Source organism: Nostoc sp., from assembly GCF_036917315.1.
In the GTDB taxonomy this organism is placed as follows: domain Bacteria; phylum Cyanobacteriota; class Cyanobacteriia; order Cyanobacteriales; family Nostocaceae; genus Nostoc.
The window spans coordinates 129,844-147,668 of sequence record NZ_JBALDR010000051.1 but is presented as its reverse complement, the minus strand read 5'-3'; the positions used below and the strand labels follow the sequence as shown (position 1 = coordinate 147,668).

Here is a 17,825-nt window from a genome sequence, read left to right as displayed (position 1 = left end):
GGGAATACTAAATCTGGAAACCTTAAAGATTTAGCAGTATGGTTAGCACTCTTGTCAATATTCCTGGATACAAGGTTAGCGAAGAACTCTATAATGGTTCTAGAACCATTGTGTATCGAGGGTATCGAGAGACTGACTCATTACCTATAGTTATTAAACTGCTGAAAAATCCTCATCCGAGTTTTAGCGAACTCTTGTCGTTTCGGAACCAGTACACCATAGCTAAAAATCTTAACTCACCGCTAATCGTCCAAACTTATAGGCTAGAACCCTATCAAAATGGCTATGCGCTGGTGATGGAAGACTTTGGGGGAATTTCCCTCAAGGAATGGGGAATCAAGGGAAGGGGAAAATCTCTACAGGAGTTTTTAGAAATTGCGATCGCACTGTGCAATACCTTAGATATATTATATCACGAACGGATTATTCACAAAGACATTAAACCTAGCAATATTCTCATTAATCCCGAAACTAAACAAGTTAAATTAATCGACTTTAGTATTGCATCTTTACTACCACGGGAAACCCAAACGTTAGTCAATCCCAATATCTTAGAAGGAACACTCGCTTATATTTCCCCAGAACAAACAGGAAGAATGAATCGGGGGATTGATTACCGCACTGATTTTTATTCTTTGGGCGTGACATTTTACGAGTTACTTACAGGAAATTTACCTTTTGCATCAAACGAGCCAATGGAATTGGTGCATTGTCATATTGCTAAACTTCCACCACTTTTAAGAAATAGAGAAGATATTCCCCAAGTTCTTTGTGATATTCTGATGAAATTGATGGCAAAAAATGCCGAAGATCGATATCAAAGTGCCTTGGGGTTGAGATTTGATTTAGAAAATTGTTTGCATCAGCTACAAGTTGATGGGGAAATTCCGAGTTTTGAAATTGCTCGTAGAGATGTGTGCGATCGCTTCATCATTCCCGATAAACTTTATGGACGAGAAACCGAAATATTAACTTTACTCCAAGCCTTTGAGAGAGTTAGCCTTGGTGCAACAGAAATGATGCTGGTAGCGGGTTTTTCGGGAATTGGAAAAACTGCGGTTGTCAACGAAGTTCATAAACCGATTGTTCGCCAACGCGGTTATTTTATCAAGGGCAAATACGACCAATTTCAACGGAATATTCCCTTCAGTGCATTTGTGCAAGCATTCCGGGATTTAATGGGGCAATTGTTAACAGAAAGTGATGCACAGATTCAGGAATGGAAAAGCAAGATTTTAGATGCTGTTGGGGAGAATGGACAGGTAATTATTGAAGTCATCCCCGAATTATCAAAAATTATTGGCGAACAACCACCCGCCATAGAATTATCAGGAACGGCGGCACAAAATAGATTTAATTTATTATTTCAACAATTTACCCAAGTTTTCACTAGTGTTGAACATCCATTAGTGATATTTTTAGATGACTTGCAATGGGCAGATTCGGCATCATTGAAGTTAATGCAGCTATTAATGGCTGATACAGGTCATCTTTTCTTAATTGGTGCATACCGTGATAATGAAGTCAATCCAGGACATTCATTAATGTTGGCTTTGAGTGAAATCAAAAAAAACAAAGCGCCGATTAATACCATTACCTTAGCACCACTGAGTCAACTCAAAGTGAATCAGTTAGTTGGTGACACACTTAAATGTACAGAAACTTCGGCATGGACTCTTTCTCAATTAATCTATCAGAAAACTCAAGGAAATCCGTTTTTCGCAATTCAGTTTCTCAAAGCATTGCATCAAGAAAATCTGATTCAATTTGATATTGAGTTAGGCTGTTGGCAATGTGACATTACCCAAGTGATGACTCAAGCCGTTACAGATGATGTTGTTGCCTTTATGGGTTTTCAATTGCGAAAACTACCGCTATCAACCCAACAGGTGTTACAGCTAGCTGCTTGTATTGGGAATCAGTTTGATTTAGCAAGTTTGGCAATTGTTTCTAAACAATCTCAAATCGAAACGGCTGCGGCTTTGTGGAAAGGATTACAAGAAGGGTTGATATTACCAAACGGTGATGTTTATAAATTTTATATTGGGCAAGAAAGTCTTGCACGTACACCAGAAAATATTCAGACTGTTATATACAAATTTTTACACGATCGCGTTCAACAAGCCGCTTATTCTCTGATTCCCGATGACCAAAAACAACTGACGCACTTAAAAATTGGGCAATTGCTTTTAAGTGTAATGAGCGAGACGGAAAAAGAGGAAAAAATCTTTGAGATTGTCAATCAATTAAATAAAGGAGCCGATTTAATTGTTGCAGAAACTGAACGTGAGGAATTAGCAAAACTAAATCTAGTTGCTGCCCAAAGAGCTAAATCTGCAACCGCTTACGTCGCAGCAATTGAATACGCCACTAAAGGTATACAACTTCTCCCAACAAGTTGTTGGCAACAATGCTATGAACTAACGTTAGCTCTGCATGATTTAGCCGCAGAAGTAGCCTGTCTCAGCGGTGATTTTAGGCAAATGGAGCTGATAGTTGACGAAGTAGTGCAGAATGCTCGTCAATTACTAGACAAAGTGAAAGTCTATGAAGTGAGAATTTTGGCTGAGGTGGCCCAGAGTCAACAGCCCAAAGCGATTAAAATCGCTCTTTCGACTTTGGAATTATTTGGAGTATTGTTTCCAGAGCAGCCGACTGACGCAGATATTACTGAAAGTTTGCAACAGACTCAGGATGTATTAAAAGGAAAACATTTAGAAGATTTCTTAGAAGTGCCGGAAATGACAGACTTCCAAGCCCTGGCAACAATCCGAATTTTAGCGGCGGTGACAGCAGCAGTCTATCAAGCGGTTCCAGAATTACTGCCATTAATCGTGTGTAAGCAGATTAGGTTATCAGTGGAATACGGTAATGCTGCGGTATCAGCACAGGCTTATGCTTGGTATGGAGTAATTTTGTGCGGTATTGGAGAAATAGATTTAGGCGATCGCATTGGTGAACTGGCAATGGGACTACTATCACGCTTCCAAAGCAGAGAATTTAAAGCCAGCACGATTAACATGGTTTATCCCTTCGTGAAGCCTTGGAAACATCATATTCAAAATTCACTCGCTCCTTTGCTCGACGGATACCACAGCGGTCTGGAGATGGGTACTTTAGAGTATGCTGCCTACTGTGCCTACAATTACTGTTCGCTTTCCTATTTTCTCGGAAAAGATTTGTCAATCCTAGAACCAGAGATGAAGGTTTACAATCAGGCATTGGCTCAACTCAAACAGGAAGTTGCTCATAATTATCTGAGAGTCTTTTACCAATCCGTCTTAAATTTACTCGCAGAGAGCAAGTGCCCTTGGGAAATTCAAGGTGTAATTTATGACGAACAAATCATGTTGCCCTTGCATCAGAAGGCAAACGATCTTTACGCAATGGGAACACTGTATATCAATAAATTAATTCTTTGTTACTTGTTCAATGAGTGGGAACAAGCAATCGAAGTCGCGGCTGATGCCAAACAATATTTAAGTGGAGTATCCGGCTGTTTTATGGTGCCGGTGTTTCACTTTTACGATTCATTGACTCATCTGGCGATGTTACCCAACGCTCAAGGTAAGGAATGCCTCCCCCAGCAAGTTGTTGACAACCAGAAGAAGCTGGAACAATGGGCAAACCACGCACCCACAAACCATTTACACAAATTTTATTTGGTTGAAGCAGAGCAGTATCGGGTATTGGGGCGGATGTATGAAGCAATGGATTACTACGATCGCGCGATCGCCTCTGCCAAAGCAAATGCATATATTCAAGAAGAAGCCCTAGCGAATGAACTCGCAGGCAAATTTTACCTCAACTGGGGCAAAGAAAAAGTCGCTCAAGCATATATGCAAGAAGCATATTACTGTTACGCACGTTGGGGGGCAAAAGCCAAGATTGCCGATCTGGAAAGACGCTATCCACAACTATTAGCCCTTATCCTCCACCAAACCCATACTCCCTTCTCCACTAACGAAACAATCTTCTCGTTAGCAAGTGTTACACCCACGAATTCCGACACTTCCCACAGTAGCAGTGTCTCTGTTGCTTTAGATTTAGCTACTATCCTCAAAGCTTCTCAAACTCTTTCCGGCGAAATCGAATTTGAAAAACTGCTTTCATCGTTGCTTGAAATCGTCATTGAAAATGCTGGGGCTGATAAATGCGTGTTGATGCTGTTGCGAGAGGATTTACTAGGCGATGCCAAAGGTGAACGTCTGCTAATTAAAGGGTCAATTACCTTGGGGATGCAGCCAGTTGTATTGCAGCGCCTTCCCATTGAGGAAAGTCAAGACATTCCCCTGAAGCTGATTTACAAAGTGAAGCACGATAGGCAGACTGCTGTGATACTTGATGTAAGTACCGATCCGACCTTAGCTAACGACCCGTATATCATGCGTCAGCAGCCGAAAAGTATCTTGTGTAGCCCGATTTTGCATCAAGGTAAGTTGATGGGCATTTTATATCTAGAAAATCATTTAGCAACGGGGGCATTTACTAGCGATCGCGTCGAACTCCTCAACTTGCTGTGTACTCAAGCGGCAATTTCTTTAGAAAATGCCCGACTTTATGAGCGATCGCTAGAATATTCCCAACAACTAGAGCGATCGCTTGAGGAGTTAAGCGCCGCCCAGTCTGTCTTTCAAGCATCCCAGCAACGACTCCAGCTATTGGTTCAGCAAACTCCATTAGCAGTTATAGAGTGGGATACCAATTATCAAGTTACTGACTGGAACCCAGCCGCAGAAAGAATATTTGGCTATAGCAAACAAGAGGCTTTGGGTTGTGGATTCAAATTCATCATTCCTCAAAAGATTCAAGCAGAAATGGAGCGAGTCAGCGTCGAAATTATATCGCAGGAGGGCGGCAATTACAGTATCAATGAAAATGTGACAAAGGATGGTAAAATTATCATTTGTGCTTGGTATAACAATCCGCTTGTAAATGCAGATGGCGAGTTAATCGGAGTTGCTTCCCTAGCAGATGATATTACAGAACAGCAAACTGCGCTACGCGAACGCAAATTTGCCGAAGTCCAACTTCAACAAAAAGCACAAGAGCTAGAAACTGCTTTACAAAACCTACAACAAGCACAATTACAAATGGTGCAAAGTGAGAAAATGTCTGCACTAGGCAACTTAGTTGCTGGTGTAGCTCACGAAATGAATAATCCCCTTGGTTTTATTGCTGCTAGTCTAAAACTTGCGAAACCTACTATCGCTGATATTGTTGAACATCTCAGACTATATCAATCAAGTTTCCCTAACAAAAGCGATAAAATCGAAGACCACGCCGAAGAAATCGACTTGGATTATAGCTTAGAAGACTTACCCAAGATGATTGATTCTATGTCTATGGCGTGTGACAGGCTAAAGAACATCAGCACCAGTTTGAGAACTTTCTCTCGTGCCGATCAAGACTACAAAGTACCTTTCAATATCCACGAAGGTATTGATAGCACTATTCTCATTCTCAAACATCGTCTCAAGACCAATGAACAACGTCCGGCAATTCAAGTTGTTACAAACTACGGTAATTTACCTCAAGTAGAATGTTTCCCCGGTCAATTAAATCAGGTATTTATGAATCTGATCGCAAATGCTATTGATGCATTAGACGAATCTAATCATGGACTCAGCTTTGAAGAAATTAAAGCCAATCCTAACTGCATTACAATTACAACATCAGGCGAAAACAATCTCGTTAAAGTTGCCATTTGGGATAACGGTAAGGGGATTAACGAACAAGTTAAACAAAAAATATTTGTCCATTTATTTACTACGAAAGCTGTTGGTAAAGGTACAGGCTTGGGGTTGGCGATCGCTCGTCAAATTGTTGAAGAAACCCACGGTGGAAAATTAAGTTTTAACTCGGTTATAGGTGAGGGGACAGAATTTATTATTGAAATTCCAGTATAACTTTTCCCTATTTTGGTAAACATCTTCAGATATCTGGGAATACTAAATCTGGAAATTTCACAGATTTAGCAGTATGGTTAGCACAACAGTTAATATTCCTGGATATCGCATCTATGATTTACTCTACAATGGTTCGAGAACCCTAGTTTATCGAGGATATCGAGAAGGTGACTCATTACCTGTAGTCATTAAACTACTAAAAAATCCTTATCCGAGTTTCAACGAGCTCTTGTCGTTTCGCAATCAGTACACCATTGCCAAAAATCTCAACTCACCACTAATTGTCCAAACCTATAGCCTCCAAGCCTATCAGAATGGCTATGCGTTGGTGATGGAAGACTTTGGGGGGATTTCTCTTAAAAATTATTTCACCTCTGATCGGGGGCGATATATCGCGTCTCTAGAAGAGTTTTTACGGATTGCGATCGCACTTTGCAATACCTTAGATATATTGTATCAAGAGCGGATTATTCATAAAGATATCAAACCCGCCAATATTTTAATTAATCCCGAAACAAAAGAAGTTAAATTAATCGACTTTAGTATTGCCTCTTTACTCCCACGAGAAACCCAAACACTAATCAATCCCAATGGATTAGAAGGGACACTCGCTTATATTTCCCCGGAACAAACAGGTCGAATGAATCGGGGGGTTGACTATCGCACAGATTTTTATTCTTTGGGAGTAACTTTCTATGAATTACTGGCAGGAAAGTTACCTTTTGAATCCAAAGAGCCGATGGAGTTAGTCCATTGTCATATTGCCAAAAATCCACCGCATTTAAGTGAAATAAAGGGAAGAAAAATTTCGCAAGTTTTGTGCGATATCGTGATGAAACTGATGGCGAAAAATGCAGAATCTAGATATCAAAGTGCATTGGGACTGAAGTTTGATTTAGAAAAATGTTTAGATCGGCTACAAGTTGATGGTGAAATTCCGAGTTTTGAAATTGGACAACGGGATGTGTGCGATCGCTTCATCATCCCCGACAAACTTTATGGACGAGAAACCGAAGCAGAAACCCTGCTCCAAGCCTTTGAAAGAGTCAGCTTAGGCGCAACAGAAATGATGCTAGTTGCAGGCTTTTCTGGGATTGGCAAAACCGCCGTCGTCAACGAAGTTCATAAACCGATTGTGCGGCAACGCGGCTACTTCATCAAAGGCAAATATGACCAATTCAACCGCAATATCCCATTGAGTGCCTTTGTGCAAACCTTCCGGGACTTGATGGGACAACTATTAAGTGAAAGTGATATTCAGGTGGCGCAGTGGAAAGACAAAATCCTCTCAGCTTTGGGTGAGAACGGGCAAGTCTTAATTGAAGTCATTCCCGAACTCGAACAGATTATCGGCAAACAACCTGCTGCCCCAGAACTTTCAGGTAGTGCTGCCCAGAACCGCTTCAACTTGCTATTCCAGAAATTCATTGCCGTGTTCGCTACAGCAGAACATCCTTTAGTGATGTTCCTCGATGACTTGCAGTGGGCAGACTCAGCCTCATTGAAGCTCATGCAAGTGTTACTGAGTCAAAGCGAGGTGGGCTATCTGCTGACTATTGGGGCATACCGAGATAATGAAGTCTTCCCCGCTCATCCACTAATGCTGACATTGGAGGAGATGAAGAAAGACTCAGCAACTATCAGCACCCTTACCCTCGCTCCATTAAGTCAATCTCACGTCAATCATTTGGTTGCCGATACCCTCAGTTGTTCCACCGTTCTAGCGCAACCCTTGAGTGAGTTAATCTATCAAAAAACCAAAGGCAACCCTTTCTTTGCCACGCAGTTTCTCAAAACCCTGCATCAGGAGGGCTACATTGCCTACGATCTGCAAGTCGGACACTGGCAGTGCGATATGGTAGCAGTGCGATCGCTCTCGCTCACCGATAATGTGGTGGAGTTCATGGCACTGCAATTACAAAAGTTGCCAGAAGCCACTCAAGAGATACTGAAGTTAGCTGCTTGTGTGGGAGCAAAATTCGATCTCGAAACATTGGCGATCGTTTCAGAAAAATCGCCAATCGATGCCGCAACAGCATTGTGGAAAGCTTTGCGGGAAGGCTTGATTTTACCCACAAGTCAGATTTACAAGTTTTTTCAGGATACACAACAGTCTGAGGTAGAGGATACGGTTAATCCGACCTATCGATTTTTGCACGATCGCGTCCAGCAAGCCGCCTATTCTTTAATTCCCACCGATCAAAAACAAGCAACCCATCTGCAAATGGGACAATTGCTCCAGCAAAAGCTCTCAGAAATAGACCGAGAAGACAAGATTTTTGATATTGTCGGGCATTTAAATTTAGGCATAGAGTTAATCGCGCAACCGCAGGAACGGCAAACTCTAGCACAACTGAACTTGAAAGCGGGAACTAAGGCCAGAAGTGCTACCGCCTATGCTGCCGCAAGGGTTTATTTGCAAAGTGGGCTGGAGTTACTTCCGCCAGACAGCTGGGAAACTCAGTACGAATTGACGCTCAATCTGTATGTAGCCGCCGCCGAAGCCAGTTACTTGAATAGTGACTTTGAGGGCATGGAGCAGCTTGCCGCATTCGTCTTGCAGCAGGCACAGACGATTCTCGACAAAGTGAAAATCTACGAAATTAAAATCGCAGCACACACAGCTCGTAACCAAACATTACAGGCGATCGCCGTAGGTACAGAGGCACTGAAGCAATTGGGGGTACAGTTCTCGACAGAAGCAGACGAAGCCCAAATTAGCAGTGCTTTACAGCAGATCGAGGAGCAACTAAGCGGCAGAGAGATTGCCGAACTGGTTGATTTGCCTGCGATGAGCGACCCCAATGCCCAAGCCGCCATACAACTCTTAGGAATATTATTTTCACCGATTCTACAGGCAATGCCCGGATTAATGCCCATACTGAGCGCAACAATGGTGAGTTTATCAATCCAGTTTGGGAATGCACCAGGATCGACGGTGGGGTATGCGATTCATAGTATGGTGTTGTGTGCTTTTTTGGGAGAAGTGAAAACAGGCTATAGCTTTGGGCGATTAGCAATCAACTTGCTGGATCAATTTAATGTCGGGGAATTCAAGTGTAAAGTTCTACTTCTGTTTGCGGCTTGGGTTCAACATCATCAGGAATCTCTCAGGGCAACGATGCTGACGATGAAAGATGGCTATGCAACTGGTATAGAAACAGGTGATTTTCTCAACGCTGGCTATAATTCCCTGAATTGCCTAATTACCAAATTTTTTGCTGGGGTAGAACTGGACATTTGGGAACCCGAAATAGCAACTTACAGGGCTGTCTTAGTGCAGGTAAAACAACATTCTGCCCAGATTTATTTGGATATGATGCAACAGACTGTGCAGAACTTGAGGGAAGCCCGTATTCTGCCGGATTGCTTAATTGGCACTGCCTACGATGAAACGGTGATGCTTTCTAAGCACCATCAGGACAAGGATCTTAGTGCGATCGCTCTTGCTTACACTTACAAACTGATGCTTGCCTACTTTTTTGGTAATTACACGACTGCCCTAGAACATAGCGCCCAAGCCAAACAGTATTTAATGGCAGTATCAGGGATGATTTTCATTCCCATTTTTCATTTCTATACAGCCCTGACGTATTTGGCGCTCTTACCCACACAGCCAGAGTTGGAGCAAGGCGAATTTTTGTCTTTGGCCCAAACCCATCAAACCACTTTGCAACAGTGGGCGCAAAATGCTCCGATGAATCATTTGCATAAATGGTATTTAGTTGAGGCAGAAAAACATCGAGTTTTGGGCAATAAAGCCGAAGCAATCGAACATTACGATCGCGCCATCATTGGAGCCAAAGAAAATGATTATATTCAGGAAGAAGCGCTGGCTAATGAACTAGCCGCGAAATTTTACCTCGACTGGGATAAACAGGAGATTGCCCAGGTATACATGACGAAGGCTTACTATGGCTATGCTCGTTGGGGTGCAAAAGCCAAAGTCACTGACTTGGAAAGACGCTATCCCCAACTCTTGGCTCTTATTCTCCAACAAACTCGCACTCCTTTCTCGGTTAACGAAACCGTCTTCGCATTAGGAACAGTCACCTCCACTAGTTCTTCTAGTTCTTCTAGTTCTTCCTCCAGCGTCTCCGATTCTCTCGATTTAGCTGCTATTCTCAAGGCTTCCCAAAGTATCTCAAGTGAAATCGAACTAGAAAAACTGCTCTCATCGTTGCTTGCGATCGTCATCGAAAATGCGGGGGCTGATAAATGCGTGCTAATGCTCTTGCGAGATGATTCGCCACGCGACACCAAAGGTGAACGCCTGCTGATCGAAGGGTCAATTATTCAGGGTTCGGAGCCGGTAGTGTTGCAGCGCCTTCTGGTTGAGGAGAGTCAAGATATTCCCCTAAAGCTAATTTACAAAGTGAAGAACAACAGACAGACTGCTGTGCTACTGGATGCGACGGCCGATCCGACTTTAGCCAATGACCCGTATATCATTCGTCAGCAGCCTCAGAGTATCTTGTGCAGCCCAATTTCACATCAAGGTAAGTTGATGGGCATTTTATATCTAGAAAATAATTTAGCAACGGGGGTGTTCACGAGCGATCGCGTCGAACTGCTCAATTTACTCTGCGCCCAAGCCGCAATTTCCATCGAAAATGCCCAACTTTATGAGCAAGCCCAACAAATGCTGGTAGAACTGAGTGCCAGCAAAGCCCGCTTTCAGAAGTTGGTGGATAATGTACCTGGGATTATTTTCCAGTTCCGCCTCGCTCCCGATGGTTCTGTTTCAATTCCCTACGTTAGTCCAGGCTGTGCCGATCTATATGAAGTGCCACCCGAAGAGTTTTTGACAGGAATCAAAGACTTTCGGATGCTGGAGCATCCTGACGATCGCACAGCCATCACCCAGGCTACGATCCATTCTACCCAGACCCTCACGCCATTTGAGCATGAATGGCGCATTATTACGACCTCTGGCACTGTGAAATGGGTGCAGGCGGTATCACGACCGGAACGGCAAGCCGACGGCTCGATCGTCTGGGATGGGATAAAGATAGATATTAGCGATCGCAAACTTGCTGAACTTGCCTTGCAGCAAAAATCACTTGAATTAGAACACGCATTAAACAATCTGCAAAACGCTCAATTACAAATGGTGCAAAGCGAGAAAATGTCTGCATTAGGTAACTTAGTTGCAGGCGTTGCCCACGAAATGAATAATCCTTTGGGTTTTATTGCTGCCAGTCTCAAACAAGCTAAACCAACGTTTACTGATATTATCGAACACTTAAAGCTTTATCAAGAAAGTTCGCCTAACAAAAGTGATGAAATCATTGGTCACGCCGAAGAAATTGACTTGGATTATAGTTTAGAAGATTTTCCCAAGATAATTGATTCTATGTCTATGGCGTGCGATCGCCTGAAAAACATTAGCACCAGCTTACGCACTTTCTCTCGTGCAGACCAAGATTACAAAGTGCCATTTAACATCCATCAAGGAATTGATAGCACTATTCTCATTCTCAAACATCGTCTGAAAGCTAACGAACAACGTCCTGCTATTGAAGTTGTCACCAATTACGGAAATTTACCTCATATAGAATGTTTTCCCGGTCAATTAAATCAGGTATTTATGAACCTTCTAGCAAATGCTATTGATGCATTGGATGAATTTAATCAGGGACGCAGCTTTGAAGAAATTAAAGCTAATCCTAACTGGATTACAATTACAACCTCAGTCGCAAATAAAAACGTGAAAATTGCCATTGCTGATAATGGTCATGGGATGAGCGAACAAGTAAAATCAAAAATATTTGACCATTTATTTACGACGAAAGCTGTCGGTAAAGGGACGGGGTTAGGGTTAGCGATCGCTCGTCAAATTGTCGAATCAACCCACGGCGGAAAATTGAGTTTTAACTCAGTTATGGGTGAGGGTACAGAATTTAACATTGAAATTCCAGTGTAATGTTTGGATCTTGTTGGTAAACAACTTCAGATATCTGGGAATACTAAATCTGGAAATCTTAAGGATTTAGGAATATGGTTAGCAGCATGAGCATGGTCAGTATTCCCGGATATCGCATCAGCGAAGCACTCTACAATGGTTCCAGAACCTTAGTTTATCGAGGGTATCGAGAAACTGACTCATTACCAGTAACGATTAAACTGCTGAAAAATCTATATCCCAGCTTCTGTGAACTCTTGTCTTTTCGCAATCAGTACACCATAGCTAAAAATCTTAACTCACCGCTAATCGTCCAAAGCTACAGTCTCCAAGCCTATCAGAATGGCTATGCGCTGGTAATGGAAGATTTTGGGGGAATTTCTCTCAAAGATTATTTCACCTCTATAGAAAGGCAATATATCTCGTCTCTACAGGAGTTTTTAGAAATTGCGATCGCACTGTGCAATACCTTAGATATATTGTATCGGGAGCGGATTATTCATAAAGATATTAAACCTGCCAATATTTTAATTAACCCTGAAACCAAACAAGTTAAATTAATTGACTTTAGTATTGCATCTTCACTACCACGAGAAACCCAAACATTAATCAATCCCAATGTATTAGAAGGGACACTAGCTTATATTTCTCCAGAACAAACAGGAAGAATGAATCGGGGGATTGACTACCGAACTGATTTTTATTCATTGGGTGTAACTTTTTACGAATTACTGAGTGGAGTTTTACCATTTGAATCAAACGATCCGATGGAGTTGGTACATTCTCATATTGCTAAAATACCTACCGCATTAGCGAACAGGGAAGAGATTCCGCAAGTGATTTCAGATATTGTGATGAAATTGATGGCGAAGAATGCGGAAGATAGATATCAGAGTGCTTTGGGATTGAAGTTTGATTTAGAAAATTGTTTGCATCAAATACAAGTTTCTGGTAATTTAGATGCTTTTGAAATTGCGTCTAGGGATGTGTGCGATCGCTTCATCATTCCCGATAAACTTTATGGCAGAGAAGCCGAAGTCTCAACCTTACTGCAAGCATTTGAGCGAGTCAGTCTTGGTGCAACAGAAATGATGCTGGTAGCTGGGTTTTCGGGGATTGGTAAAACTGCTATTGTCAACGAAGTGCATAAGCCGATTGTGAGACAACGCGGCTACTTTATTAAAGGCAAATTTGACCAGTTTAACCGCAATATCCCGTTGAGTGCCTTTGTGCAAGCCTTCCAAAATTTAATGGAACAACTGTTGAGTGAAAATGATACTCAGCTGGCGCAGTGGAAAGAGAAAATCCTCTGTGCTTTAGGTGAAAATGGGCAAGTCCTAATTGAAGTTATTCCCGAACTAGAGCAGATTATCGGCAAACAACCAGCAGCCCCAGAACTCAATGGTAGTGCCGCCCAGAACCGCTTCAACTTGGTATTTGTGAAATTCATTGCCGCGTTCGCTACACTAGAACATCCGTTAGTGATGTTCCTCGATGACTTGCAGTGGGCAGATTCAGCCTCCCTCAAATTGATGCAAGTGTTGATGAGTCAAAGGGAGGTAGATTCCCTGCTAACGATTGGGGCATACCGAGATAACGAAATCTTTCCCAGCCATCCCCTAATGCTGACACTGGAGGAGATGAAGAAAGCTAAGGCAACTATCAGTACCCTTACCCTCGCCCCGTTAAGTCAATCTCAGATCGATTGTTTGGTTGCCGACACCCTCAGTTGTTCCACAGTTTTAGCAGAACCCCTAGCAGAGTTAGTCTATCAAAAAACCAAAGGCAATCCCTTCTTTGCTACCCAATTTCTCAGAGCTTTGCATCAGGAGAACTACATTGCATATAACCTGCAAGTTGGACACTGGCAGTGCGATATGGTGTCGATAAAATTGCTCTCGCTTACTGATGATGTGGTTGAGTTCATGGCGCGGCAATTACAAAAGTTGCCACAAGTCACTCAAGAGATACTGAAGCTGGCTGCTTGTGTGGGGGCACAGTTCGATCTGGAAACATTAGCGATCGTTTCCGAACGATCGCCAACCAATGCAGCCACAGCATTGTGGAAAGCTTTGCAATCAGGCTTGATTTTACCCACGAGTCAGATTTACAAGTTTTTTCAGGATGCCCAAAAGTCCCAAACAGGGGAGACAGTTAATCCGACCTATCGCTTCCTGCACGATCGCGTCCAGCAAGCTGCCTATTCTCTGATTCCTGACGACCAAAAGCAAGCCACCCATCTCAAAATTGGGCAATTGCTGTTGCGAAATACCGCACCTGAAGCCATAGAACTGAATGTTTTTGATATTGTTAATCAGTTGAACAATGGAATTACTCCGATCGATCGGATCGGCGATCGCTATGAGTTAGCGCAGTTGAATCTGATTGCTGGCAAAAAAGCAAAAGTTTCCACAGCTTATAAGGCAGCCATTAAATACTGCACAATTGGGATGGAAATGCTTCCCGAAGATAGCTGGCAGACTGCCTACGACCTCACGTTTCAGCTTTATCGGGAATGTGCAGAGTGCGAATACATCACAGGGCGCTTTGACAAGGCAGAACAACTTTTCCATCGGGCATTACAGTACGTTGAGAATAAATTCGAGCTAGCAGACATCTATGGGCTGCAACTAGCCCTGAGATCCAATCAGGGAGAGAATTTACTCGCCGCTTATGAGGCTGCATTGAGTGGCTTGAGTGTTATGGGTATGAGCATTCCGGCAACCGATGCAGGTCAGCAAGCGCTGATTGAAAGCACACTCAAGGAGATCCACATCAAACTGGCAACTGTGCAACCCGCAGATTTATTCGATCTGCCTGCAATGACCGATCCGGCGAAGAAGGTATGTATGTCAATCCTCCCCGATTTATGGGGCGCTGCTTATGTCGGTGGCAATCAAGCGCTAACAATTCTCAGCATCCTGTTAATGGTTCATACTTCATTCACCTATGGCAATGCCGAAAGTTCGGGCTGCGCTTACTGTTTGTATGGGATGATGCTGACGATTCAGGGAGACTATCGAAGTGCTTATGAGTTCGCTACCTTGGGGCGAAAGCTCGATCGCCAATTCAATAGCGCCAAGTTCATTCCCAAAACCAATAACGTTTTTGGTCATACAATCAATCCCTACAACAGACCACTGGTTGAAAACCTAGCAGTTTATCAACAATCTCTTCAGACCAGCTATGAAACAGGTGACATTGGGTTTGGCATTTGGGCAGTAATATGTCTGATTTGGACAATGCTGTTGAAGGGCGATTGCTTATCAGAGGTGTATGCCGAAACTGAGAAATACTTGAGCTATGTGCAACAAGTAAATAACGCGAACATGACGCTGACATTTAACCTCCAGCAGCAATTTCTGTTGCACTTGCAAGGTTTGTTGGCAGAACCCGATCTGCTGGTCGATCGCCGCGATCGCCAGATTGTCTGTCTTGATGCTTGGCAGAAGAATAATTTTGAAGCTGGGATCAATTGGTATTGCTTCTTGAAACTCCAGCTATTGTACTTCTACGGTCGCTATGCTGATGCCCTGGAAGTTGCTGCGATTGCTGAAAAAACCCTGGCTTCTAATCTTGGTCTGTTTCCCATCATTTTATTCCACTTCTATTACCCGCTGACTTTAGCCGCGCTTTATCTCAAAGCAACACCAGAGAATCAACAGCACTACTGGGATGTGATGCAGCAGCACCGCAAGCTTCTAGAAACCTGGACTGAGACCTGTCCAGAGAACTTTTTGCATCAATCGCTGTTGCTTGGGGCTGAAATGGCAAGAGTTTCTGGTAATTACGCAGATGCGATCGCCTGTTACGATCGCGCCATTATCGCAGCCAAAGAAAATCACTTTACCCAAATTGAAGCACTCGCCAACGAACTAGCAGCAAAGTTTTACCTGGAATGGGATAAGGAGCGGATTGCTCAGGAGTATATGATTCAAGCCTACTATGGCTATGTTCGTTGGGGAGCCAAAGCCAAAGTCGCTGATTTAGAAAAACGCTATCCTCAACTACTTGCTTCGATATTACAGCAAACCCGTTCTCCCCTTTCCATTAACGAAACCATTTTCGCTTTGGGGAGCGTTACATCCACCAGTTCGGCCACTTCTAGCAGCATCTCTGATTCCCTAGATTTAGCCGCTATTCTCAAAGCTTCCCAAACTCTCTCAGAGCAAATCGAACTTGAAAAACTGCTTTCATCATTGCTTAGAATCGTCATCGAAGATGCAGGGGCCGATAAATGCGTGTTTATGCTGTTGCGAGACGATCGCTTGTTGGTCAAAGGGTTGATTGTTGAGGGGTCACAACCAATCGTATTGCAGCGCATTCCCATTGAGGAGAGTCAGGATATTCCCCTGAAGCTGATTTACAAAGTCTTGCACAACAGGCAAACCGTTGTCCTAGTGGATGCGACAGCAGATCCGACCTTAGCCAACGATCCGTATATTGTTCGTCAACAACCTAAGAGTATCTTGTGCAGTCCAATTTTGCATCAATGCAAGTTGATGGGCATTTTATATCTAGAAAATAATTTAACAACGGGGGCGTTCACGAGCGATCGCGTCGAACTGCTCAACTTACTTTGCGCTCAAGCAGCAATTTCTTTGGAAAATTCCCGACTTTATGAGCGATCGTTAGAGTATTCCCAACAGCTAGAGCGATCGCTTGCCGAATTGAGTGCTGCACAGTCTCGCTTTCATAACTTAGTAGACAACGTACCTGGAGTAGTTTATCAATACAGCATGAGTGCCAATGGGGTTATATCGTTGAGTTACATTAGTGCCGACTGTTACAGCTTGCTGGAAATTACCCCAGAGCAAGCCATATCTAATTGGCAGTTTTTCGACAATCTGGTGCATCCAGATGATGTCGTGAGTTATCAGCAGTCCCAGATTGATTCGATTCAAGCCTCATCTCCTTGGCAATGGTCTGGACGAATTGTTACACCCTCTGGAATTATCAAGTGGATTCATGGCGAATCACGAGTCAAAAGATTTGCTGATGGATCTATGGTTTGGGATGGCTTATTTTTGGATATTAGCGAACAGCAAGCAGCACTTCACAAACGCAAAATTGCTGAACTTGCTTTAGAGCAAAAATCACTCGATTTAGAACAAGCACTAACTGATTTGCAAAACGCCCAATTACAAACGATCCAAAGTGAAAAGATGTCTGCGTTAGGTAACTTAGTTGCAGGCGTTGCTCACGAAATGAATAATCCCCTCGGTTTTATTGCTGCTAGTCTCAAACAAGCTAAACCCACTATTACTGAGATTACCCAACACTTAAAATTATATCAAGAAGGCTTCCCCAACAAAAGCGATGAAATTCTTGACCACGCCGAAGAAATCGACTTGGATTATAGTTTATCAGACTTGCCCAAGATGATTGATTCTATGTCTATGGCGTGCGATCGCCTCAAAAACATCAGCACCAGTTTACGTACTTTCTCTCGTGCTGACCAAGATTACAAAGTACCTTTTAATATCCACCAAGGCATTGATAGCACGATTTTAATTTTGAAACATCGTCTCAAGGCAAATGAACAACGTCCTGCTATTGAAGTTGTCACTCACTACGGGAATTTACCTCAAATTGAATGCTTCCCTGGTCAATTAAATCAGGTATTTATGAATCTTTTAGCTAATGCTATTGATGCCTTGGATGAATCTAATCATGGACGTAGCTTTGACGAAATTAAAACAAACCCGAACTGCATTACAATTACAACCTCAGTCGAAAATAATCTAGTTAATATTACAATTGCCGATAATGGTAAAGGGATAAATGAAGAGATAAAACAAAAAATATTTGACCATTTATTTACTACAAAAGCTGTTGGTAAAGGCACAGGATTAGGGTTGGCGATCGCTCGTAAAATTGTGGAAGAAACCCACAGTGGAAAATTAAGTTTTAACTCAGTTATCGGTGAGGCTACAGAATTTATCATTGAAATTCCGGTATGATTTTTGGCGGTTTTTGGTAAACAACTTCAAATATCTGGGAATACTAAA

Annotated in this window: 3 protein-coding genes; all 3 read left to right on the top strand. The window is 42.7% G+C overall.

The genetic code is table 11. The features are described 5' to 3' along the window. The first annotated feature begins 38 nt into the window (after positions 1–38). The 3 genes from V7K84_RS24875 (at position 39) to V7K84_RS24865 (ending at position 17,777) form a co-directional block, all read left to right on the top strand. The gene (locus V7K84_RS24875) at positions 39–5,909 is read left to right on the top strand and encodes a trifunctional serine/threonine-protein kinase/ATP-binding protein/sensor histidine kinase (RefSeq protein WP_334841970.1); all 5,871 of its coding nucleotides are present in this window, start codon (positions 39–41) and stop codon (positions 5,907–5,909) included. Between the two features lie 73 nt (positions 5,910–5,982). Beyond that, positions 5,983–11,835: a trifunctional serine/threonine-protein kinase/ATP-binding protein/sensor histidine kinase gene (locus tag V7K84_RS24870; protein WP_334841969.1), complete on the top strand. Its 5,853-nt coding sequence runs from the start codon at positions 5,983–5,985 to the stop codon at positions 11,833–11,835. A 74-nt stretch (positions 11,836–11,909) separates the two neighbouring features. Beyond that, positions 11,910–17,777 carry an AAA family ATPase gene (locus V7K84_RS24865; RefSeq protein WP_334841967.1) on the top strand — a complete coding sequence of 1,956 codons (5,868 nt, stop codon included), beginning with the start codon at positions 11,910–11,912 and terminating at the stop codon, positions 17,775–17,777. The last annotated feature ends 48 nt before the right edge of the window (positions 17,778–17,825 follow it).

Bases quoted from the DNA above. Each gene is read 5' to 3' on its own strand.
- V7K84_RS24865 (WP_334841967.1), top strand. From the start codon at position 11,910: ATGGTTAGCAGCATGAGCATGGTCAGTATTCCCGGATATCGCATCAGC.
- V7K84_RS24875 (WP_334841970.1), top strand. From the start codon at position 39: ATGGTTAGCACTCTTGTCAATATTCCTGGATACAAGGTTAGCGAAGAA.
- V7K84_RS24870 (WP_334841969.1), top strand. From the start codon at position 5,983: ATGGTTAGCACAACAGTTAATATTCCTGGATATCGCATCTATGATTTA.